Here is a 20525-nt window from a genome sequence, read left to right as displayed (position 1 = left end):
CGCTGCCCAGTCTAGCGCGTACGCAGCAGGCTGCGGGTGTCTGCGTTGCTCTCGGCTTCCTTCTCCAGAGCGGCACGCAGCTGGGAACGGCCGCGGTGGATGCGGGAGCGCACGGTGCCCATCTTGACGCCGAGGGTTTCGGCGATTTCGTCGTAGCTCATGCCCACGACATCACAGAGAACCACCGCCACGCGGAAATCCGGTGCGAGGTTATCCAGCGCGGACTGCAGCGCCGGATCCAGGTTAGCTACCGAATAGGCCTGCTCCGGGGTCATGTCGGTTCCGGGGACGCGCTCATAATCCTCCGGCAGGGCCTCCATGCGGATCTTGGAGCGGTGGCGGACCATGTCCAGGAAGAGGTTGGTGGTGATGCGGTGCAGCCAGCCCCCAAAGGTTCCCGCTTGGTACTTATCCAAGGAGCGGAAGACACGCATGAAGGTCTCCTGCGTGAGGTCTTCAGCATCGTGCTGGTTGCCGGAGAGGCGGTAAGCCAAGCGGTAGACATCATCGGCGTGCTCAGCCACGAGTTCACCCCAGGAAGGCATATCGGCTTGGCCGGCGTCGAACGCAGCGGTTCCGGTCAACTTCTCAGTTTCAGCGCTGGCATCATGGCTGCCAGTGGCGGAGGAATCGGTGGAACGGTGAGCGTGCTCAAACTCGCGCTGCTGTGTGGTCATGCCGAATATCTTTCTATAGTGCGCGTCGAAACTCCAGCCACGGCCCTGTGAGCAGCCTGTGAATCCGTCACAACGCTTACATGCGCTTCTTGCGTCACAGCTGAGGAGAGTTGTGGGCGATTCTCGGCACGCAGCTGTGGCGATTTCACTATGGTTTTCTTTTGTGACTACTACGGCTTATGACGCAATGCGAACCTACATCGAATCCACCAGCGAGGTCTCCGAGGTTCTCGCCGGCGCTCGCGCCCACGCGGAGGAGTACGGCCTGCCAGCCCCGGATGAGGCAACCGGCCAGTTGCTCACCACGCTCGCGGCGGTTTCATCCGGCACCACCTCGCGGCCGCAGGCGGTGGCGATTACTCCCGCAGCATCCGTCGTGGGCCTCTATCTGCTTGCCGGCATGCCAGAGAACGGAATCCTCACCTGCATCGATCCGGAGGCAGAGCACCAAGCCAGCGCCAAGCGAACCTTCCGCGAGGCCGGCTACTCCCCCAGCCGCGGCCGTTTCTTACCCTCGCGCCCCCTCGACATCATGGGCCGTCTGGCTAATGACACCTACCAGGTGATCTACGCCGAGGTCCCCGCGCTCGACATGCCTGCGCTGCTCAAGGCCGCCTGGCCGCTGCTGCACCAGCACGGCACTTTGGTGCTGGCCAATGCGCTTCTCGACGGCACCGTGGCCGACCCCTCCCGCACCGACCGCGACACCGCCGCTACCCGCGAGGCCGACGAGGTTGCCCGCTCCCTCGAGGGCGCGGCCGTGACGCGCCTGCCCTACGGCGCGGGCCTGACGCTCATTACCAAGCTGTAGCCGCCTTCTGAAACTGCCCGATCTGCCAAAACCATCGCCCGTTTTTCGATCGGCACGGAGACTTTCGTCATTTAGGGCACCGTTGGTTTAGCCACTGATACGTCTCCGAGCAAAACCCCGCCCTGTGGCGCCGGTGTCCTTCTTTGTGCCCACTTTTACTCCTTCTCCGTTCCCACCCCCGCCCTTCGCGCTCACCGTGGGGCTTCGCCAAGCGGGCCGCGCGCTCTCGGTGAGCGCGAAGGGTGTGGTGTTGCAGGGTGTGGTTGTGCCGCGCGTGTTGTTGCAGGGGGTGGTTGTGCCGCGCGTGTTGTTGCAGGGGGTGCTGTTGCTGGGAGTGTTGTCGCGCAGGCTCCTGAAGCACCCCGGAACTCGTCGGCGACATCAAAGCCACGAAAAGCGGGCGTGGAGTGGACTTCAATCCACCCGCACGCCCGCTTAAACTACTGTGCTGTCTCGCGGCTTAGACCTTTACGTTCTTACCCACGACGACCACGCCGCCTTCGGAAACCTTGAAGCGCTCCTCATCGCGCTCGCGGTCCACGCCGATGATCGCACCATCGCTGACCACCACGTTCTTGTCCAGGATGGCGTGGCGGACCACCGCGCCGCGTCCAATGCGCACGCCCGGCAGGATGACGGAGCCTTCCACCGTCGCGCCATCGGCCACGTGCACGTCCGAGGAGAGCACAGAGTTGCGCACCGTACCGCCGGAGACAATGCAGCCCGGAGCCACCATCGAAGACTGCGCGATACCGTTCTGCACGAACTTCGCCGGCGGGAAGTTCGAGTCATCCGTGGAGTGAATCGGCCACGAACGGTTGTACAAGTTGAAAATGGGGTGCACAGAAATCATGTCCATGTGCGCCTCATAGAAGGAGTCGATGGTACCGACATCGCGCCAATAGCCATGGTCACGCTCCGTGGAGCCGGGCACCTCATTGGCCATGAAGTCGTAGACGTGTGCCTGCTCGCGCTTCACGAAATAAGGAATGATGTTGCCGCCCATGTCATGCGCGGAGTCCTCATTCTTTTCGTCTTCCAGCAAAGCGTCGATAAGCGCCTGCGTGGTGAAGACGTAGTTGCCCATGGAGGCGTAGGTCATGTTCGGATCATCCGGGGTGGCCGGAGGATTCGCAGGCTTCTCGACGAACTCCGTAATCGTGCCCATCCCATCCGCCTGGATGCAGCCAAAGGCAGAAGCCTCCGAACGCGGGACGCGGATGCCTGCCACCGAACAGTCCAGGCCAGTCGCGATGTGCTCCTCCACCATCTGGGCCGGGTCCATGCGGTAGACGTGGTCGGCGCCAAAGACGATGACGTAATCCGGCTTCTCGTCATAAATCAGGTTCAGCGACTGCAAGATGGCATCGGCCGAACCGTTGTACCAACGCTTACCGCGGCGCTGCTGGGCGGGTACGGAGGCGATGTACTGCGGAGTCGGCCCAGACAGGTTCCATGCCTGGGAAATGTGGCGGTCCAAGGAGTGGGACTTGTACTGGGTCAGCACCGCAATCTTGAGGTATCCGGCGTTAACGAGGTTGGACAGCACGAAGTCGATCAGGCGGTAGGAACCACCGAAAGGAACGGCGGGCTTAGCGCGGTCTTCCGTCAGCGGAAAGAGGCGCTTTCCCTCGCCGCCGGCAAGGACAATGGCAAGGACATTAGGAAGGCTTCTCACACCACCCAACTTATAGACATTTTCCGCATCGTGCAGTAGAAGTTTGCGTGATTTTACCCCCTTTAACCTCCCTCACCCCGCTTGCATGCTTCCTTCGTGTTTGCGTCCCAAAGCCGCTGCGCGCCGCGCCCGAGGCGCGCGATAGGAAGGTTTAGCGCGCGCTGCGGAATGTCCGTATTCTGGCGAGTATGAGAGCCGGAATTTTTTCTAAGGAGTATCCGCCTGAGATTTACGGTGGAGCTGGCGTCCATGTTGCAGAGCTCACCCGTTTCATGCGCGAGATCATCGATGTCTCCGTCCATTGCATGGGGTCTGAGCGTGACGAGAAAGACGTCTTTGTCCATGGCGTTGACCCCGCATTGAAGGATGCTAACGCCGCGCTGCAGACACTGTCTACGGGTCTGCGCATGACCAACGCCGCCTCCGATATCGATGTGGCTCACTCCCACACGTGGTACACGGGCCTTGGCGGGCACCTCGCCAGCCGCTTGTACGACATCCCCCACGTGGTTACCGCGCACTCCCTCGAGCCGCACCGCCCGTGGAAGCGCGAGCAGCTGGGCGGCGGTTACGAGGTCTCCTCTTGGTCAGAGAAGAACGCGATGGAATACGCCGACGCCGTCATCGCCGTATCGGCCGGCATGAAAGATTCCATCTTGGATGCCTACCCCCGCATCGACGCCGATAAGGTGCATGTGGTCCTCAACGGCATCGATACGCAGGTGTGGCAGCCGGGTGAGTCGGCGGTGCTGGATAAGCTGGGCGTCGATAAGCAGCGCCCCATCGCCGCCTTCGTCGGCCGCATCACCCGACAGAAGGGCGTCAAGCACCTGCTCAAGGCGGCTCAGAGCTTTGACGAAGACATTCAGCTCGTGCTGTGTGCGGGCGCGCCGGATACGCCGGAGATTGCGGCGGAGACTGAAGCCCTCGTGGAGGAGCTGCGCTCGCAGCGCGATGGTGTGTTCTGGGTTAAGGACATGCTGTCCCGCGAGGAGATTAAGCAGGTCTATTCCGGTGCCGATGTGTTCGTCTGTCCGTCGATCTATGAGCCGCTGGGCATTGTTAACCTCGAAGCCATGGCGTGCGGCACCGCGGTCGTAGCCTCCAATGTGGGTGGCATCCCAGAGGTCGTCGTGGATGGTGAGACCGGCGTTTTGGTCAATTATGACGCCGCCGATGAGACTACTTTTGAGGCCGACCTCGCCGCCGCCGTGAATCGGGTTGCGGCGGACAAGGAACTGACGCAGCGCTTTGGTAGCGCCGGTCGCCAGCGCGCCATGGATGACTTCTCGTGGGCCACCATCGCGCAGCAGACCGTGGACATTTACCGTTCGTTGATGTAGGAAGGACTGCCGTGACTCTTAACGAACCGCCTCATCGCCCAGAACTTCATTTCGTTCCCGATACCGGGTTGCTCGACGCCCCCGCGGGAATCGTCCGCGACGGTAACACGTGGCACCTGTTCCACCAATACCGGACTGCGGCTGACCAGCCCGCACGCTGGGGCCATTCCACGTCCGAAGAAACAGCTTTTGAGTGGCTGGACTGCGACGACGTCCTCGCCCCCGTAGGCGGAGAGCTGTCGCTGCGTGCTGGCTCCGTCGCGGAGGGCCAGGACGCCCTCAACTTGTATTTCACCTCGGTGACTTCGGTGGGCACGAGCGTGCGTCTGGCACGCTACACCGACTACGCCGATGAATGCGTCGTCTCCGATGACCCTTCGGCGCTCGACCCGGATGTTGTCCGCTTCGGCGAAGCTGTCGGTGCCAGCACCAATTACGACCGCTTCCGCTCTCCCTCCGTGGTCCCGGATTGGGCTAAGGAGGACCGCGAGGAAGGCCACGATGGCTGGCTCATGCTGGCCCTGACCGGGCACTCCGACGCGCCGGTGCCGGTGATTCTGGATAGCCCCAACGGCGAAGCATGGACGCTGCTCGGACCGTTGAGCTTCGATGGTGATCCTGGCTTCGAGGACGGCGAGGTTCCGGCCACCTCCCCCATCCCGCCGGTGGTCTCGCCGCGTTTGGTGCGCCTGCGCGACGAGGTCGATAGGGAAATCTACGATGTGCTCTTCGTGACACTAGAGCGCGAGGGCCGTGATGTTTCCGGCTACATCGTGGGCCGCCTTGATGGCACCGTGTTCACCGTGGCGAAAGGTTTCCAGCGCGTGGACTTTGGCCACGATTTCTCCCGCCCGCGCAACACCAACACCACGACCGGAACGATTCCGCAGGAGTGCCGCTACGACCGCGCGGTCATCCTCGGTCTGCTCAACGGCAACGGCCGCGGTGACGATGCCACCAAGCACCCATCCTGGGAGGCGGAAGGCTGGGTTAATAGTCTGTCCCTTCCACGTGCGGTAACGCTGCAGGGCGGCGTGCTGTACCAGACCCCAGCGGAGGGCCTGCCGGATGCGGTGAAGCTCTCTGATTATGCCCAATCTTGGACTGGTGTTTTGGAGGTTCCGGAAGGCTCCGCCGTGACCGTGACGCTGAAGGACGGTAACGGTGACGCCGCCGCGGTTATCCGCCACACCGGCGAAGAGATCAGCCTGGATCGCTCAATGTCGAAGGCCTTCGATCACTACTTCAAGGACTCTGCTCCCGCGGTGGCCCAGCTGGCCGAGGGCGATTCGGACACGCTTACTGTCATCCAAGACGGCGCTAGCGTTGAGGTGTTTGTGGACGGTGGCTTGGTGGCCATGAGTTCTCGCGTCTACTTTGAGGGCGGATGCTCTGCCATCGAGGTCAGCACGGAGGGCGAGGCTGTCATTGAGCAGTCGTGGAGCCGCAAGGGCACCAAGCGCTCTTAATCGCATCGACTGCGACACGGCGTATAGGAGGAGGACCGAGTTGTCTCGGTCCTCTTTTTAATGCGCCCCCCTACCCTTCGCGCTCACCGTGGAACTCAAACAGCCACCGCCCCCGCTCTCGGTGAGCGCGACGGGAGGCCGAGGCGGGCTGGGTCGGTCGAGCCACCCCCTTCGCGCTCACCGAGGAACTCAAACAGCCACCGCGCCCACTCTCGGTGAGCGCGAAGGGTGGTTTCGAAGAGAAGCAGCGAAGGAAGGTCTAAAAAGGAGCGTCAGTAATTAGGCCGAACGCAGGCGATCTAGACGGGCATGCGCCGTCACGGTCAGCGACTGCGGCAGGGAGGCCATGCGCTCGGCCAGCTCTTCCGGGCTGATGTGGCGCGCCGAGGGACTCATGCCCACCTGCGCGGCGATGGAGGCCTTGTCTAGGACGATCGGGAAAGAAATATCGACCGGGTCGGCCGCCTGCTCGAGGAAACCTTCCGCCTGCGCGTAGAGACGCTCCACCTTTCCTTCCTCGACTCCGAGGATGCCCAAAGGCTCCCGCAGCTCATCGAGGTGGCCAGCCTGCGGAGTCAGCACAATAACCTCCCCGCCGGGGGCGAGCACGCGCTGGAATTCCGCCGGGTTGCGCGGGGCGAAGACAACCGAGATGGCGTGAATCGAATCATCCTTGAGCGGCAGACGCTCCCACACATCCGCGACCACAGCGCCGACGCGCTCGTGCGACTTGGCCAGGTGCTTGGCCGCATGCGTAGAGATATCCAGGCCCACGCCACGAGCGCCCTCAATCGAATCGAGCGTGTGGGCTAGGTAGTAACCCGTGCCCGCGCCCACCTCAAGGAGCGCAGGGGCGGTGTCCTCATCGAGGCCTGCCGCGTGCTCAGCCGCATCCTGAGTTTCCAGAGAATCCTGGACCGCGCCGGTCACTGCCTCCACGAAGGGCGCGAAGTGCCCCATGGCCAGGTAGGTCTCGCGGGCGGTAACCATCGCGGCATCGTCGCCCTGATGTTTCAGGCCCGCGCCGGCTGCCAGCGTGACGTAGCCCTGCTTGGCCACGTCATAAGAGTGGCCGGTCTCCGACACGAGGCGAGAAAAATCATCCGCGCCCTGCAGGGCGCTGCCATCGGCAGGATCGGCCAGAATATCGACGATATGTGAAAGCATGCTCCTAGACTAGCTAGAAACTGCTACGAGGAGTGAACCCAGCTCCGCTGCTTCTTCTTTACTGAGCTCAATGACAATGCGCCCACCCCCGTCAGAAGGAATGCGCATCACGATCTTGCGGGACTCCTCTACCGCTTCCATCTCTCCACCAGTGGTACGGGGCTTCATCGCTGCCATATTGAGTCTCCTTCGACTATTTTTAGAACGTCCTTCTAGTCTAGCTCTTTTTCGGCTGACAGCGGCAGGCTCGTTGCCGCACCCGCGGGGGATGGTTCCGCAGAATCATCTGCAGAACCATCAGAAGCCACCGGCGCAGCGCCCATGCGGCGCTCGACGGCAGCCAGCAGCGCATCGACTTGGTCCTGGCGGTAGCCGCGTGTCACGACGTCGAAACGCAGATCATCGAAGCGCCCCTCCTCAAGGGCGCGCAGATTCTCCTCGTTGGTATCCACGGCCGTATCGGGAGCCTCCATCACGGTCCCCCGACCCACGATGCTTCCCCACGCCCATGTGCCAATGATGACGAGGGCGATGAGGACAACGATAAGAAGAATCCAGGACATCATGCGCTAAATCTTACCCAGCAGCGGCGGACGTTGGGCAACGGGCCCAACCACATCCGCGCGGGACAGGATGGTGCGCGCGACGACATCGGCCATCGGGGACAGCTCCTCGAGCGGGCGGTTGCGGTGGGCGCGGGTGCCTAACTCCACCTCGGCGATAGCATGGGGCCCATAGCGCTTGGCGACGTCTATCAGTAGCCCCGCTTCCACCCCATAGCCCGCCACAAAAGGCAGATCCAGGGCTGCCTCGCGGCGAATCGCATACTCCCCTCCCAGTGGTTGATCGATGTGCGCGAGCTCGGGGAAGAACACCCGCAGCAGCGGCTTGGCGCTCAGCTCCGTGACCCGCCCGCCGCCCGTGGGCTGACCGTTCAGGCTGCGTGCATAGCGCGCCTTGACCATCTGCACGTGGGGATCCACGAAAGGCTCGGTCAGCGCGGTAACCATGCCGGGCGCAGCAGACTCTAAATCCGCGTCGATGAACACGACCACCTCACCACGGGCCGCGGCCACCCCGCGCCACAGGGACTCACCCTTTCCCGGACGCGGTTCCTCGTCCAGCACCTCGCGCCAGTTGCACACCCGGGCACCCGCCGCGGCGGCCCGGGCGGCGGTCTCATCGGTGGAGTCGGCGTCGATGACGATGACCTCTAAAGGCTCATCCGCCAGGCAGGCGCGCACGACGTGCGCGACGGTGCGCTCCTCATCCAGCGCAGGGATGACCACAGAAATGCTCGGAAACATGCCTTAGGCCAGCCCCCGCGTCGTCGCAAGCGGCGCCATGTGCCCCTGAATGGCAGCGGTCATGCGGATGACATCGAGCGTCGGGCCCACCTCATGCACCCGAAACGCCGCCACGCCGCGCGCTGCCGACCACGCCGTCGCTGCCAGGGTGCCCGCGACGCGCTGGTCGACGGCTCGGTCGAGGGTCTCGCCCACAAAGTCCTTGTTCGACAAGGCCATGAGCACCGGCCAGCCCGTTGCCACGATCTCATCGATGCGCCGCAACAGTTCCAGACCGTGGAAGGTGTTTTTGCCAAAGTCGTGCGTGGGGTCGATGAACGTCAGCTCCTCCGGGCAGCCGAGGTCGGCGGCGCGCTCCGCCAGTCGCGTAGTCTCGGCGATGACGTCAGCGACCACGTCGTCGAAGTGCACGCGGTGCGGGCGGGTGCGCGGGGTCACGCCACCGGTGTGCGAGCACACGTAGCCGACCTTGTGGTGGCCGGCGACTTCGATGAGCTCGGGGTCCCAACCGGCCCACGTGTCGTTGACCAGCCCGGCGCCCGCGGCGATAGCTTCCTCTGCGACCTCGGCGCGCCACGTGTCCACGGAGATCAGCGCCTCCGGGCGGCGACGGTGCAGCTCCGCGATAGTCGGCACGACGCGCTCGATTTCCTCGGCCGCGTCGACGTGCTCACCCGGGCCGGCCTTGACGCCGCCGATATCGATGATGGAGGCGCCGTCGTCAAGCGACTGCTCAGCACGCTGGATTGCGGGGTCGAGCTCGAAGGTGGCGCCCTTGTCGTAGAAGGAGTCCGGCGTGCGGTTCACAATCGCCATGACCCGTGCGAGGTGAGGAGCGGAGGTCACTTGTCTTCTTGCTCCCGCAGGCGCTTGTCCGACATGACCTTGTGCGCGGCCAGGATGTGAGCGACGGCTTCATCGATATCGTCGGTGACGAGGAAGAGATCGAGGTCCTCGGGGTTGATGAACCCACCCTCGGCCAGGGTCTTCTTCATCCATTCCACCAGGCCTGCCCAGTAGTCGGTGCCCATGAGCACGATGGGATAGTTGGTCACCTTGCCGGTTTGGACCATGCACATGACCTCGAAGAACTCATCCATGGTGCCCATGCCGCCGGGCAGACAGATGAAGGCCTGGGAGTACTTGAGGAACATGGTCTTGCGGGCGAAGAAGTAGCGGAAGTTCAAGCCCAGATCCACATAGGGGTTCAGGCCCTGTTCGTGCGGCAGCTCGATGCCGAGGCCCACAGACAGCCCGCCAGCCTCGTGCGCGCCGCGGTTGGCCGCCTCCATGATGCCGGGGCCGCCGCCGGTGATAACGGCGTACTTGGCCTCAACGAGGCGGCGTCCCAAGGCCACGCCCAGCTGGTAGTTCGGGTCATCCTCCGGGGTGCGGGCAGAGCCGAAGACGGTCACGGCCTTGGGCAGCTTGGCCAGGGCGTCGAAGCCGTCCACGAACTCGCCCTGGATGCGCAGGACGCGCCAGGGATCGGCGTGCTGCCACTCGTGATCCGCACCAGACTGCAGCAGGCGCTGATCAAAGGTGGAGGACTGCTCTCCGGCGGTGCGCACGAGAAGAGGTCCGCGCAGGGTGCGCAGTTGCTCAGGAGTCATGGTGGTGTTATCCCTTCAGGTAATTCAAGAGTGCGGTCGAGACTTCGGTGATCTGGGCGATGGGCACCTGCTCGTCCTTCTTGTGAGCAAAGCCCGGATCGCCAGGGCCGAAGTTAACGGCTGGGGTACCCATCTCGGAGAAACGGGCCACGTCGGTCCACCCGTACTTGGCGCGGACGTTGCCGCCGACGGCGTCGACAAGCGCGCGTGCCGCCGGCTGACCTAAGCCGGGCAGGGCCGCACCCGCGATGTCATCGACCTCCACGGTGATGTTTTCGTGCTCGCCGAGGACCTCCAGCAGGTGCGCCAGCGCCTCTTCGGAATTGCGGTCGGGAGCGAAGCGGAAGTTGACGAACATCCAGGCCTCATCCGGGATGGTGTTGGTGGCCACGCCGGATTCGAGGTGAACGATGTTGAGGCCTTCCTTGTAGGTGCAGCCGTCAATCTCCACGTCGCGCGGCTGGTAGTTAGCCACGTTGAGCATCACCGGCGCCAAGGTGTGTGCCGCGTTGGAGCCCAGCCAGGCGCGGGCCGAGTGCGCGCGGGTGCCGTGGGCGGTAACGCGCACGCGGATGGTGCCTTGGCAGCCGGCCTCGATCATGGCGCCGGAGGGCTCGCCCAACAGCGCTAGGTCTCCCTGCAGCCACTCCGGGTGATCCTTCTGCAAGTGGCCCAGACCGTTGAATTCGGTGGCGACCTCCTCGCCCTCATAGGCGATGACCGTGAGATCGTGCTTGAGCTCATCGGAGTCGTACAGCTGCGCAAAGGCGTTGAGGTAGACCGCCATGCCGGACTTCATGTCCACGGTGCCGCAGCCATACATGGTGGCGCCGTCCTCCGACATGGTGTGGGGGACGTTATCGGCCAAGGGCACGGTATCGATGTGGCCGGCGAGGACCACGCGGCTTTCGAAGCCCCGATTCGTCCGGGCGCAGACGGTGTTGCCGTAGCGTTCCACCTCTACTGTGCTCTGGTCCAGACCGCGCAGGGCTTCCTCGACGGCATCAGCGATCGCTTGCTCGTGGTGCGAAGGGCTAGGGATATCCACCAGCGCCTTGGTCAGCTCGATGGGATCGGAGAAGAGATTTAAAGTCACAACCCGCCATGCTAGCGCCCCCGGTTGCTTAGTGCATTGCGTAAAGTACTTCCCGTTGCAAACAATCAACAGCGTTGAAGGTGATTTCCCTATGGCTGCGGCCACTCAACTCAAAACCCGCCACCTCACCATGATGGGCCTCGGCTCCGCGGTGGGCGCGGGCCTCTTCCTAGGCGTCGGCCTGGGCATCCAGGTCTCCGGCACCTCCGTCCTTATTTCCTATGCGGTGGCTGGTGCGCTCATCGCCTTGGTGATGTGGATGCTCGGTGAGATGGCCGCGGCGCGGCCTTCGCTGGGCGCTTTCTCTACCTATGCGGGCCAGGCCTTCGGGCCCTGGGCCAGGTTTACCTTGGGCTGGATTTACTGGTTCATGCTGGTCATGGTGATGGGCGCGGAGATTACCGGTGCCGCGGCGATTGTCTCCAACTGGTTCGGGGTGGACCCCTGGATTCCGGCATTGGTGGCCGTGGTCTTCTTCGCCATCGTTAACTTTGCCGCCGTGGGTGGCTTCGGCGAATTCGAGTTCTGGTTCGCCATCATCAAGGTGGCCACGATCGTGGCCTTCCTGGGCGTCGGTGTGCTCATGGCACTGGGTATCCTGCCGGGTATGGACCTGTCCATGGCGGGACATAACTTCACGGAGAACTTCCTGCCCAACGGCGGCCCCGGCTTTGCTGCCGGCTTGCTCGCCGTGGCTTTCGCTTTCGGTGGCATCGAACTGGTCACCATTGCCGCGGCGGAATCTGAGGACCCGGCCCACAACGTCGCTACTGCCGTGCGCGCCATCATCGTGCGCATCATGGTCTTCTACATCGGCTCCATCCTGGTCATCACCATGGCCTTGCCTTTCAGCTCCATCCAGGACGCCGATGTGGCCGCGGACTCGCCCTTCACCCTGGTCCTCGCCGCCGCGAAAATCCCCTTCGCCGCGGGATTCATGGAAGCCATCATCGCCTTGGCGCTGCTGTCTGCCTTCAATGCGCAGATTTACGCCACCTCCCGCTTGGTCTACGACATGGCTAAGGACCACAGCGCGCACCACGTCTTCTTGAAGACCAACGTCTCCGGCTCCCCTATCTTCGCGGTCGTGCTCTCCATCATCTTTGCCTTCGCATCGGTGGTGCTGCAGTACTGGAACCCGCCGGGGCTTCTGGCCTTCCTCTTCAACGCGGTGGGCGGCTGCCTGCTGGTCATCTGGTGTTTCATCGTGGCCTCCTACATCAAACTGCACCCTCAGATGAAGGCCAACGGCGAGCTCACGACGCTGCGCGTGCCGGGCTTCCCCTGGCTGCCGTGGCTGACTGCCCTAGCACTGGTGGGTCTTACGATTCTCATGCTTTTCGACGCCTCCGCCCGCAACCAAGTCCTCGCCGTCCTCATCCTGACCGTTTCCCTGGTTGTGATCTTCCACCTACTCCCGGGTAACAAAAGGCGCGGAGCGGACGCGTAGCTGCTAGGGTGTGAGCCTATGACTTCAGCATCCGCACGCGGCCTGGCAACCATTACCCATGACGGCACCGTCCTGGACGTCTGGTTCCCCGCAGTTCACACCGATATCTCTGTAGAAGCCAGCGGCACCGAGCGCCTAGAGGAGGTTCCGCAGCAGTTCGCTGACCTCGTTGGCCCCGACGAGGAGCGCGGCGTCGCCCGCATCGCGGTGGAGACCACCATCAAGGATCTGGACGAGGCTCCCGCCGACACCTACGACGCTTACCTGCGCCTGCACCTGCTCTCCCACCGCGCAGTCAAGCCTCACGGCCTGAACGTAGACGGGATCTTCGGCAAGCTGGCCAACGTGGTGTGGACTAACTACGGCCCCTGCGCGGTTGCCGATTTCCAAATGGTCCGCGGCCGCCTCGCCTCCCGCGGCCCGGTCGTGGTCTACTCCGTCGATAAGTTCCCGCGCATGGTGGACTACGTTGTCCCGTCCGGCGTGCGCATCGGTGACGCCGACCGCGTTCGCCTGGGCGCCCACCTCGCTGAGGGCACGACCGTGATGCACGAGGGCTTCGTTAACTTCAACGCCGGCACCCTGGGCGCCTCCATGGTCGAGGGCCGTATTTCCGCGGGTGTTGTCGTGGGCGATGGCTCCGATATCGGCGGCGGCGCCTCCATCATGGGCACCCTCTCCGGCGGCGGCAAGGAGGTCATCTCCATCGGTGAGCGCTGCCTGCTCGGCGCGAACTCCGGCGTGGGCATTTCGCTTGGCGACGACGCCGTCGTCGAAGCCGGCCTCTACGTCACCGCCGGTACCAAGATTGCCGTCTTTGGCAAGATCGCGGAGGCCCTGGGCCTGTCTGAGGGCGACACCATCAAGGGATCCAAGCTCTCTGGTGTTTCCGGCGTACTGCTGCGCCGCAACTCCGTGACCGGCGCCGTCGAAGCCGTGGAGTGGAAGTCTGAGGCTGTGGCCCTCAACGAGGACCTGCACAAGAACTAAACGCTGTTGCTTGAGGCCCCCGTTCTTGCGGGGGCTTTTCTTGATCCCGGGCCCTTTATGCCCACTTACCGCGAGCGGCTGCCTAGAATGCTAAAGGTGACTGCTCAAAACGATTCCTCTCCTCGCTCACTCGGCAGCGGCTTGAAAGTCCGCCACCTGACCATGATGGGGCTGGGTTCCACCATTGGCGCTGGCCTTTTCTTAGGCACCGGCGTTGGTATTTCTGCCGCCGGCCCCGCGGTCCTTTTGGCTTATCTCATCGCTGGTTTCCTTGCCATCTTGGTCATGCAGATGCTCGGTGAAATGGGCACGGTCATCCCCGCATCCGGCTCCTTCTCCGAATACGCGGAACACGGCATCGGCCGCTGGGCAGGATTTACGCAGGGCTGGATTTATTGGCTCGCCACCGTCGCGGTCCTTGGCGCGGAAATCACCGGCGCGGCCGGATTCATCGGCGCGTGGTTTAACTGCCCGCCCTGGATCCCCGCAGCCATCTGCGTGGCTCTCTTCGGCACCATCAACCTGCTGCGAGTGCGCTTGTTTGGTGAGTTTGAGTACTGGTTCGCCTTCATCAAGGTCGCCGTCATTATTGCTTTCCTCGTTATCGGCGCGCTGCTCATCTTCGGCCTTCTCCCCGGCCACACCTTCATCGGCACGTCTGTCTTCCTCGAAGACGGCTTCATGCCCAACGGCCTCGGCGGCGTGGCCGCCGGTCTGCTCGCCGTGGCCTTCGCGTTCGGCGGCATCGAGGTCGTCGCCATCGCCGCGGCGGAATCCGAGGACCCCGAGAAGTCCCTCGTCAACGCAGTGCGCACCACCATTACGCGCATTTCGGTGTTCTACCTGGGCTCCGTCCTCGTCATCACCTTCCTCCTGCCCTATTCCTCGCTCGGCTCCGCGAAGTCTGCCTCCGAGTCGCCGTTCACCATGGTCTTGGACCGCGCGGGAATTCCAGGTGCTGCTGCCATCATGGAAGTGGTCATCGTTCTCGCACTGCTCTCTGCTTTTAACGCGCAGATCTACGCTTCCTCCCGCATGATGCACTCGCTGGCTAGCCGCGGTGAAGCCCCCAAGCTCTTCGCCGCCACCGACCGTCGCGGCGTCCCGACGGCGGCCATCGCGCTGTCTGTCATTCTTTCCGCGGTGATGGTTGTTCTCAACTATGCAGATAACGGGTGGCTGCTGTCCTTCATGCTCAACGCCGCTGGCGCCTCGCTGCTCATCGTGTGGGTCTTCATCGCAGTGAGCCAGTTGCGCCTGCGCCCACAGCTCGAGGCCATCCACCCGCTGCCGGTGCGCATGTGGGCCTACCCCTACCTCACGTGGTTCGCGCTGGCGCTCTTTGCGGCCATTGCGGTGCTCATGCTTACCGACGCCTCCGCCCGCATCCAACTCTTCTCCGCCGCCGCCATGTTCGCTGTGCTAGCCATCGCCGGCGTCATCAACGCGAAGGCCCGCGGCATCGCCCCGACCTCGCGCCTGCCCCTACCGACGGCCGAGGAGCTCGAGGCCCGCTAGCCGCCCCTCGCCATCTCGCCGCCCCACTCCCTCGTTTCCATCGCCGCCCAACCCCCTCGTCTCCATCGCCGCCCCACCTTTCGCGCTCACCGGCCGACCAGCGTTGTACCGTTTGTCCGCTCTTGGTGGCCGCCAAGGGTCAGGCGCAGGAGCTTACCCACTCAATCACTCCCTTCGCGCTCACCATCGATGAGCTGAAGAGCACCAGGCACGTGCTCCGTGAGCGCAAAGGGGAAGGCGGAACCAAACGGGCCGCTTTCCCGCCACGCCTATCACTGACCACCCTTCGCGCTCACCGGCGACCGGGGTGTCGCCTTTTCAAGGCTGCCCGTGGGCGCGAAGGGAGTTTCGGGGCGGGCAAGAGGTGCAAAAATTGCGGACGCGACAGCTTTTTAGCGCAAAATCGACGCCGCAGGGCCAAGTTATCCACAGGCGGGGAATTGACCCTCGACGCGTCGTTAAGCACTGCATACCTTGAGCTTCATGAAGGCATGGACGACCGCGGAGCTTCGCGAGCAGGGCTTGAGCAAGGAGGCAATCAGGCGGAAGCTTCGCGCGGGGACGCTCTTTCGCGTGCACCGCGGGATTTATAGCGACGAGTGGTCGCCGCTTGCCGTGGCGCGGGCTCTGGCACACGGGCTCAGTCGAATACATTTCACGGGCAAGACCGCGCAGGAGATTCACTTGGGGAGGAAGCTGACGTTTCCGTTGGAAGCCGAGGGGCCGCGCACGCTTAAGGGCAAGAATTTTCGGGTGACGCATTCACGCCTGTCGGCTACTGCCAAGGTGAATGGCCTGCCTGTTGTCCAGGTACTGTGGGCAGCCCGTCGTATAGCCGCGGCCTGCGGCCAGCTGCTGGAAGAGTACTACCGCGGCAAAACAGGGCCCGCCCGCCTCGAAGATGACCGGCGAAGGATGCGTCGGGTTCCCCGGCGTTTGAAAGAGACTATCCGCCGCACGCCGATTGGGGCCGATAGCGTACCGGAGCGCCAGCTCAGCCGAAGGCTTAGCGCGGACGGGATCTTTCCTGAGCACAACGCGCTCATTGCGGGGTACCGCTTTGACCTGAAGATTGGCAAGCTCATCATCGAGGTCGACGGCTGGGAGTACCACAAAAATGATCGGGCGTTTCAAGCGGACCGCTCGAAGCAGAACGCGGCCGTAGCCCATGGGTATACGGTTTTGCGCTTTACTGCCGACGATATCCGCTACCACCTCAACGACGCCTTCTTGCTTATCAAAGCGACTCTTGAGCTGCTCAAAGGGCGAAATCCCAAGCTCCCTTCTGCGGCGACCCAGCCTTATTGGACTTGGCACTTATGCATGCAAACATTGCCATCGTGACAAGTTTTCTTTACACTTAGTCATGTAAGAGTTACACACCGTAAAGGAGGCCAGATGGCCGAGCATCAGAACATGGTTCGCAAATGGCGACGCTGGCTCGAGATGTCTCAAGCCGACCTTGCTGAACGGGCCGGCGTTTCCCGCCAGACAATCGCCAATATCGAACGCGGCAACTACTCCCCCTCCGTCTACCTAGCGCTAGACATCTGCCGCGAACTAGGAAAAACCATCGAAGAAGTCTTTGGAGATGAACAACATGATTAACGCCCTGGCCAACTACACGCTCCGCGAGATCGACCGCGCCTCTCGCGACGAATTCGAGCGCGAGACTTTCTACAAGGCCAACACCATCAGCGCTACCCCGACCCGCTTCCTCGAGCTCGTCGCCGCAGCCATCCTCGCCTGGGTCCTTCCTGGTCAGATGAGCATGCTGTGCTTCCTCGCCATCGCACCGTCTATCATCGGCAATCTCTTCGGCACGGCGTGGCTGCGCAAGCGCGTCGCCACCCCGCCTGTTGGCCGCATTTGGCCTGCGATGACCGTCTACCTCATCCCGCTCATTGTGATGTTCGTTGGAATTGCCCACAACGCTTACGCACCGGACTCCACCTCCTACTTGCTTGGCGCTGGGGCTGGCGTGACCGCCGCCATCATCTTCACGCCATTCCTTCGCCGCCGCCAGCATCAACGCGACCAGGCCCGCCTCGACTCCGAGCTCGACGACTAGACCGCACTGCCCGGCCAATCCCCATCCATCCCGCCCTTCGCGCTCACCGCGGACGGCGGGTCTTGCTTTTTACAGGCGCCGGTGAGCGCCAAGGGTAGTTCAAGCCGATACTGCCGGCCCCCGCAAAGAATGCAGCCTTGCCCTGCCCCGCTAAACCGCTGCCGCCGCCCCTTCCCGCTCACTGTAAACGGGAACTAGCGAATCTATTAGATGCCGGTGAGCGCAAAGGGCGGGTTTCCGATTTTCGTCCCTAAGCGCTCACCAGCACGATGGAGCGCTTCCACGCCGTGTCTCCAGTGAGCGCGAAGGAAGCGGTGCGTGCCGACGCCTCCCTTCCCGCTCACCGCCGCGACACAAAGGCCCCGCAGCCTTACGCTGGTGAGCGCGAAGGGTGCGGGGCGAGGCGGGGCGAGGCGGGGCAAAGGGCTGGTATTAAGCCGGTTCGGTCTCGTGAACCAAGATCGGCGTCTTTGGCTTCGAGCGGAACGTCCACAGCTTATTGAAGATGAAATTAATGGGCATGGCTACCACGATGGAAATCGCGTTGGCCCAGTAGTACATGGTGCGGAATCCGGTTGAATCATCGAAAATATGGGGAGGCAGTTGCAGCGGCGAAGTCGGATTCATCAGCAGGTACTGCACCGCGAGGGTAACCAGGTAGGCGCCGATGCCCGTAATGAGGAACGGGAAGAACCCACGCAACCAGGACACTTTGTTGACGGACTTAAACGTCCACATGCGGTTGAGCTGGTAGTTCCAGGTATTCGCCACCAAGAAGGCAATCGTGGAAAAGAGCATGAACCAACGCACGTGGAACTGCGTGCCGAACAGGTTGAACATCGCGTCATGCGGCGTGGCACCAAACCACGCCAAACCGCACTTTGCAGCCACAATCGAAGTCGCAATGTTGACCAACGTGCCCGAACCGCCGACCAGACCGAACTTAATGAACTGGCCAAGATTCGAGGCAAAGCGAGCAAAGCTCAGATCCGCCATGGACACGCCCTTCGTACAAAATGCTCAATTATGATGAATAAAACTTCGTTTGAGTTTAGTCCCTCATTCAGCGCAAACTAAAACGCGCGCCGCAAGAGCGCCGAATCTCACAGCTGAAACTCACGCTTCTCACCAGAAAGCGGATCCTTAAAGCTCAAAGCTACGTGAGTAAGCCGCAGGGGCGTGGAAAAATCGTAGAGGGACAACCCGCGATCCACCGGATAAGTATCGTCCCCCACAATCGGATGCCCCAGGTGGTTAAGCACCACGCGAATCTGGTGGGTATGGCCGGTCAGTGGCCAGACATCGGCCACCGCTCCCCGAGCGCGCACCCGAGTCACCGTAGGCGTGCCGATAGGATCCACGCGGACCTGGCGCTCACCCCGCACTCGCCGCATGCCCAGCCGCACCGTGCCGTCGAAGGAGAAGGGCGCGGCCACCCGAGCACGGTAATGCTTCACCACCGCACGCTCCTGAAAAAGCTGCTGGTACGCAGCGCGCGTGCGCGGATTACGCGAGCACAGCACCAACCCCGACGTCAACCGGTCCAGCCGGTGCAGCGGCACAATAGAGTCCTCCCCGTAGTCCACGCGCAGGCGGGTCTGGAGGGTCTCGCGCACGATGCGCCCGTTCGACGTCGTGGGGAGAAAGTGCGGTTTGTCCACGACAATCAGGTCCCCGTCTTCAAAGACCGCGCGGTAATCAAACGGAATAGGCTCTTCGGAAGGCACCGAAGGGTGATACCAGGCCAGCGTTGGGCCGGGAAGCACAGTGCCGGGCTCTAAGCGAGTACCGGGCGAAAACGCGGAATCGCCCGCCTCACCTGCCCAATAGGTAGGAGTGGCGGGCACGATGCCCGTGAGCATCACCTTACGCGGGCTAATACCTTCGCGCGCTGGTGGGCGAAAGGCCATTTACGCAGCCAAGCGGGCCACGGCTGCGGCGATGCGCTCATCAGTGCCGTTGAGGCCAATGCGCACGTACTGTTCGCCGGCGGGACCATAAAAATCACCGGGGGCAACGAGGATGCCACGCTCGGCCAGCCAGTCGACGGTCTCGCGGCAGTTCTCACCGCGGGTTGCCCACAAGTAGAGCCCCGCCTCGGAGTGCTCGATCCTAAAGCCCGCGCCGGTCAGCGCCCGCATGAGATCCACACGGCGCGCGGCGTAGCGTTGGCGCTGGAGGGCTTCGGAGGGGTCGTCGTCAAGCGCGGCAACCATGGCCGCCTGGATGGGACCCGGAACGATGAGCCCCGCGTGCTTACGCAGCTCCAATAGCTCCGCGATGAGCTGGGCATCGCCCGCGAAGAAACCCGCGCGGTAAGAAGCCATGTTCGCGCTCTTCGACAGCGAATGCATGGCGATGAGCCCGGTGTTATCCCCATCAGTCACGCGCGGATCCAGGATGGACACCGGCGGGTTCTCATCATCCCAGCCCAGGCCCATGTAGCACTCGTCGGAGGCCACGATGGCATTGTTCGCGCGCGCCCAGGCGACGATCTCACGCAGCTTCTCGACGCCCAACACCCGACCCGTCGGATTCGACGGCGAATTGATGAACACGAGCGACGCATCCTGGAAATCCTCATCGGCGCGCAGAGGCTTGGCACCGGCCAGCAGCGCACCGACTTCGTAGGTGGGATAAGCCACCGTAGGGAAAGCCACGGTCTCCCCGCGCATGCCCAGCAAGGTAGGCAGCCAGGCGATAGCTTCCTTAGTGCCGATGACCGGCAGTACCGCGTCCACGTTCATGTTGTAGCGGCGCTGCAGCGCCTTCGCAATGGCCTCGCGCAGCTCCGGGGTGCCCTGGGTCTGCGGGTAACCGGGAGCTTCGGCCGCTGCGGACAGCGCTAACTGCACGCCAGGGGCCACCGGATCGACGGGATTGCCCACCGATAGGTCAACGATCCCGTCCGGGTGCGCCTGTGCCTTCTTCTTGGCACCGGCGAGCGAGTTCCACGGGAAATCCGGGAGCGTGTCTCCCAGCGGCGTGCGGCTCATCTATTACTCCTGGTTCTGAGGCGGGAGTGCAGCGATCATCGGGACATCAAAGTCCTGCGGGCCGAGCGCAGCTGCGCCGCCCGGGGAGCCGAGATCATCAAAGAAGGCGGCGTTAGCATCGTTGTAGTCCAGCCACTCATCCGGAACATCATCCTCGTAGAAGATGGCCTCCACCGGGCAAGCCGGCTCACAGGCGCCGCAGTCCACGCACTCGTCCGGGTGGATGTAGAGCATGCGCTTGCCCTCGTAGATGCAGTCGACCGGGCACTCTTCAACGCAGCCGCGGTCCATCACGTCGACGCAAGGCTGCGCGATGGTGTAAGTCATAAGGTGTTTAAA

Annotated in this window: 22 protein-coding genes; 9 read left to right on the top strand and 13 right to left on the bottom strand. The window is 63.0% G+C overall.

Going from position 1 to position 20525, the window contains the following annotated elements; genetic code table 11:
- Positions 1 to 11 precede the first annotated feature (11 nt).
- Positions 12 to 677: an RNA polymerase sigma factor SigE gene (gene sigE, locus HMPREF2806_RS06150; RefSeq protein ID WP_070516829.1), complete on the bottom strand. Its 666-nt coding sequence runs from the start codon at positions 675 to 677 to the stop codon at positions 12 to 14.
- Positions 678 to 840: 163 nt separating this feature from the next.
- Here sigE and HMPREF2806_RS06145 point away from each other — a divergent pair, with 163 nt between their 5' ends.
- Positions 841 to 1488: an O-methyltransferase gene (locus HMPREF2806_RS06145; RefSeq protein WP_070516827.1), complete on the top strand. Its 648-nt coding sequence runs from the start codon at positions 841 to 843 to the stop codon at positions 1486 to 1488.
- Positions 1489 to 1948: 460 nt separating this feature from the next.
- Here the strand turns inward: HMPREF2806_RS06145 and glgC are convergent, their stop codons facing one another.
- The gene (gene glgC / locus HMPREF2806_RS06140; protein ID WP_046648300.1) at positions 1949 to 3166 is read right to left on the bottom strand and encodes a glucose-1-phosphate adenylyltransferase; all 1218 of its coding nucleotides are present in this window, start codon (positions 3164 to 3166) and stop codon (positions 1949 to 1951) included.
- A gap of 188 nt (positions 3167 to 3354) precedes the next feature.
- Between glgC and glgA the strand changes: the two genes are divergently transcribed.
- Both glgA and HMPREF2806_RS06130 read left to right on the top strand, forming a co-directional pair.
- Complete coding sequence (gene glgA, locus HMPREF2806_RS06135; RefSeq protein WP_070516826.1) at positions 3355 to 4509, top strand: glycogen synthase; 1155 nt, start codon at positions 3355 to 3357, stop codon at positions 4507 to 4509.
- A gap of 11 nt (positions 4510 to 4520) precedes the next feature.
- Positions 4521 to 5978: a GH32 C-terminal domain-containing protein gene (locus tag HMPREF2806_RS06130; RefSeq protein ID WP_070516824.1), complete on the top strand. Its 1458-nt coding sequence runs from the start codon at positions 4521 to 4523 to the stop codon at positions 5976 to 5978.
- A 279-nt stretch (positions 5979 to 6257) separates the two neighbouring features.
- On the opposite strand, the gene HMPREF2806_RS06125 is transcribed toward HMPREF2806_RS06130, so the two are convergent.
- The 7 genes from HMPREF2806_RS06125 to dapE are packed head-to-tail and all read right to left on the bottom strand — an operon-like array spanning position 6258 to position 11161.
- The gene (locus tag HMPREF2806_RS06125; RefSeq protein WP_070516822.1) at positions 6258 to 7145 is read right to left on the bottom strand and encodes a methyltransferase domain-containing protein; all 888 of its coding nucleotides are present in this window, start codon (positions 7143 to 7145) and stop codon (positions 6258 to 6260) included.
- Positions 7146 to 7154: 9 nt separating this feature from the next.
- Entirely contained in the window at positions 7155 to 7322 is a 168-nt protein-coding gene (locus HMPREF2806_RS06120) for a DUF3117 domain-containing protein (protein ID WP_010187237.1), read from the bottom strand.
- Between the two features lie 35 nt (positions 7323 to 7357).
- Complete coding sequence (locus HMPREF2806_RS06115; RefSeq protein WP_070516820.1) at positions 7358 to 7711, bottom strand: DivIVA domain-containing protein; 354 nt, start codon at positions 7709 to 7711, stop codon at positions 7358 to 7360.
- A gap of 3 nt (positions 7712 to 7714) precedes the next feature.
- Complete coding sequence (locus HMPREF2806_RS06110) at positions 7715 to 8452, bottom strand: glucosyl-3-phosphoglycerate synthase (RefSeq protein WP_070516818.1); 738 nt, start codon at positions 8450 to 8452, stop codon at positions 7715 to 7717.
- 3 nt (positions 8453 to 8455) lie between these two features.
- Positions 8456 to 9268 (bottom strand): dihydropteroate synthase, encoded by an 813-nt coding sequence (gene folP, locus HMPREF2806_RS06105; protein ID WP_198531324.1) that lies wholly within the window; start codon positions 9266 to 9268, stop codon positions 8456 to 8458.
- Positions 9269 to 9294: 26 nt separating this feature from the next.
- Complete coding sequence (locus HMPREF2806_RS06100; RefSeq protein ID WP_070509630.1) at positions 9295 to 10065, bottom strand: LOG family protein; 771 nt, start codon at positions 10063 to 10065, stop codon at positions 9295 to 9297.
- A 7-nt stretch (positions 10066 to 10072) separates the two neighbouring features.
- Positions 10073 to 11161 carry a succinyl-diaminopimelate desuccinylase gene (gene dapE / locus HMPREF2806_RS06095; RefSeq protein ID WP_070516815.1) on the bottom strand — a complete coding sequence of 363 codons (1089 nt, stop codon included), beginning with the start codon at positions 11159 to 11161 and terminating at the stop codon, positions 10073 to 10075.
- Between the two features lie 91 nt (positions 11162 to 11252).
- Here dapE and HMPREF2806_RS06090 point away from each other — a divergent pair, with 91 nt between their 5' ends.
- The 6 genes from HMPREF2806_RS06090 to HMPREF2806_RS06065 all read left to right on the top strand — a co-directional run bounded on the left by HMPREF2806_RS06090 (position 11253) and on the right by HMPREF2806_RS06065 (position 17190).
- Entirely contained in the window at positions 11253 to 12611 is a 1359-nt protein-coding gene (locus HMPREF2806_RS06090) for an amino acid permease (RefSeq protein ID WP_070516813.1), read from the top strand.
- Positions 12612 to 12629: 18 nt separating this feature from the next.
- The gene (dapD, locus tag HMPREF2806_RS06085; protein WP_070516812.1) at positions 12630 to 13601 is read left to right on the top strand and encodes a 2,3,4,5-tetrahydropyridine-2,6-dicarboxylate N-succinyltransferase; all 972 of its coding nucleotides are present in this window, start codon (positions 12630 to 12632) and stop codon (positions 13599 to 13601) included.
- An 87-nt stretch (positions 13602 to 13688) separates the two neighbouring features.
- A complete protein-coding gene (locus HMPREF2806_RS06080; protein ID WP_070516810.1) occupies positions 13689 to 15119 on the top strand; it encodes an amino acid permease in 1431 nt (476 codons plus the stop codon).
- A gap of 483 nt (positions 15120 to 15602) precedes the next feature.
- Complete coding sequence (locus HMPREF2806_RS06075; RefSeq protein WP_070516808.1) at positions 15603 to 16463, top strand: DUF559 domain-containing protein; 861 nt, start codon at positions 15603 to 15605, stop codon at positions 16461 to 16463.
- A gap of 54 nt (positions 16464 to 16517) precedes the next feature.
- Positions 16518 to 16727, top strand: coding sequence for a helix-turn-helix transcriptional regulator (locus HMPREF2806_RS13580; protein ID WP_046648286.1), 210 nt, complete (start codon positions 16518 to 16520; stop codon positions 16725 to 16727).
- Positions 16711 to 17190 carry a SoxR reducing system RseC family protein gene (locus HMPREF2806_RS06065; RefSeq protein WP_232745310.1) on the top strand — a complete coding sequence of 160 codons (480 nt, stop codon included), beginning with the start codon at positions 16711 to 16713 and terminating at the stop codon, positions 17188 to 17190. The genes HMPREF2806_RS13580 and HMPREF2806_RS06065 overlap by 17 nt, the downstream gene beginning before the upstream one ends.
- A gap of 432 nt (positions 17191 to 17622) precedes the next feature.
- Here HMPREF2806_RS06065 and HMPREF2806_RS06060 read toward each other — a convergent pair whose 3' ends face one another.
- The 4 genes from HMPREF2806_RS06060 to fdxA form a co-directional block, all read right to left on the bottom strand.
- Positions 17623 to 18186: a GtrA family protein gene (locus HMPREF2806_RS06060; protein ID WP_049154373.1), complete on the bottom strand. Its 564-nt coding sequence runs from the start codon at positions 18184 to 18186 to the stop codon at positions 17623 to 17625.
- Between the two features lie 107 nt (positions 18187 to 18293).
- Entirely contained in the window at positions 18294 to 19100 is an 807-nt protein-coding gene (locus HMPREF2806_RS06055) for a pseudouridine synthase (protein ID WP_070516806.1), read from the bottom strand.
- A complete protein-coding gene (gene dapC, locus HMPREF2806_RS06050; RefSeq protein ID WP_070516804.1) occupies positions 19101 to 20186 on the bottom strand; it encodes a succinyldiaminopimelate transaminase in 1086 nt (361 codons plus the stop codon).
- Positions 20187 to 20189: 3 nt separating this feature from the next.
- Entirely contained in the window at positions 20190 to 20513 is a 324-nt protein-coding gene (gene fdxA, locus HMPREF2806_RS06045; RefSeq protein WP_005327491.1) for a ferredoxin, read from the bottom strand.
- Positions 20514 to 20525 lie beyond the last annotated feature (12 nt).

Source organism: Corynebacterium sp. HMSC076G08, from assembly GCF_001811515.1.
Lineage (GTDB): Bacteria > Actinomycetota > Actinomycetes > Mycobacteriales > Mycobacteriaceae > Corynebacterium > Corynebacterium hiratae.
This window is presented reverse-complemented; position numbering and strand designations above follow the sequence as displayed.

Excerpts from the sequence above, each read along its gene's own strand:
- dapD (WP_070516812.1), top strand. The coding sequence starts at position 12,630 with ATGACTTCAGCATCCGCACGCGGCCTGGCAACCATTACCCATGACGGC.
- glgA (WP_070516826.1), top strand. The coding sequence starts at position 3,355 with ATGAGAGCCGGAATTTTTTCTAAGGAGTATCCGCCTGAGATTTACGGT.
- HMPREF2806_RS06055 (WP_070516806.1), bottom strand. The coding sequence starts at position 19,100 with ATGGCCTTTCGCCCACCAGCGCGCGAAGGTATTAGCCCGCGTAAGGTG.
- HMPREF2806_RS06120 (WP_010187237.1), bottom strand. The coding sequence starts at position 7,322 with ATGGCAGCGATGAAGCCCCGTACCACTGGTGGAGAGATGGAAGCGGTA.
- HMPREF2806_RS06125 (WP_070516822.1), bottom strand. The coding sequence starts at position 7,145 with ATGCTTTCACATATCGTCGATATTCTGGCCGATCCTGCCGATGGCAGC.
- HMPREF2806_RS13580 (WP_046648286.1), top strand. The coding sequence starts at position 16,518 with ATGGCCGAGCATCAGAACATGGTTCGCAAATGGCGACGCTGGCTCGAG.
- HMPREF2806_RS06075 (WP_070516808.1), top strand. The coding sequence starts at position 15,603 with ATGAAGGCATGGACGACCGCGGAGCTTCGCGAGCAGGGCTTGAGCAAG.
- sigE (WP_070516829.1), bottom strand. The coding sequence starts at position 677 with ATGACCACACAGCAGCGCGAGTTTGAGCACGCTCACCGTTCCACCGAT.
- HMPREF2806_RS06090 (WP_070516813.1), top strand. The coding sequence starts at position 11,253 with ATGGCTGCGGCCACTCAACTCAAAACCCGCCACCTCACCATGATGGGC.
- HMPREF2806_RS06080 (WP_070516810.1), top strand. The coding sequence starts at position 13,689 with ATGCTAAAGGTGACTGCTCAAAACGATTCCTCTCCTCGCTCACTCGGC.
- HMPREF2806_RS06065 (WP_232745310.1), top strand. The coding sequence starts at position 16,711 with ATGAACAACATGATTAACGCCCTGGCCAACTACACGCTCCGCGAGATC.
- HMPREF2806_RS06110 (WP_070516818.1), bottom strand. The coding sequence starts at position 8,452 with ATGTTTCCGAGCATTTCTGTGGTCATCCCTGCGCTGGATGAGGAGCGC.
- HMPREF2806_RS06100 (WP_070509630.1), bottom strand. The coding sequence starts at position 10,065 with ATGACTCCTGAGCAACTGCGCACCCTGCGCGGACCTCTTCTCGTGCGC.
- dapC (WP_070516804.1), bottom strand. The coding sequence starts at position 20,186 with ATGAGCCGCACGCCGCTGGGAGACACGCTCCCGGATTTCCCGTGGAAC.
- fdxA (WP_005327491.1), bottom strand. The coding sequence starts at position 20,513 with ATGACTTACACCATCGCGCAGCCTTGCGTCGACGTGATGGACCGCGGC.
- HMPREF2806_RS06115 (WP_070516820.1), bottom strand. The coding sequence starts at position 7,711 with ATGATGTCCTGGATTCTTCTTATCGTTGTCCTCATCGCCCTCGTCATC.
- folP (WP_198531324.1), bottom strand. The coding sequence starts at position 9,268 with ATGGCGATTGTGAACCGCACGCCGGACTCCTTCTACGACAAGGGCGCC.
- HMPREF2806_RS06060 (WP_049154373.1), bottom strand. The coding sequence starts at position 18,186 with ATGGCGGATCTGAGCTTTGCTCGCTTTGCCTCGAATCTTGGCCAGTTC.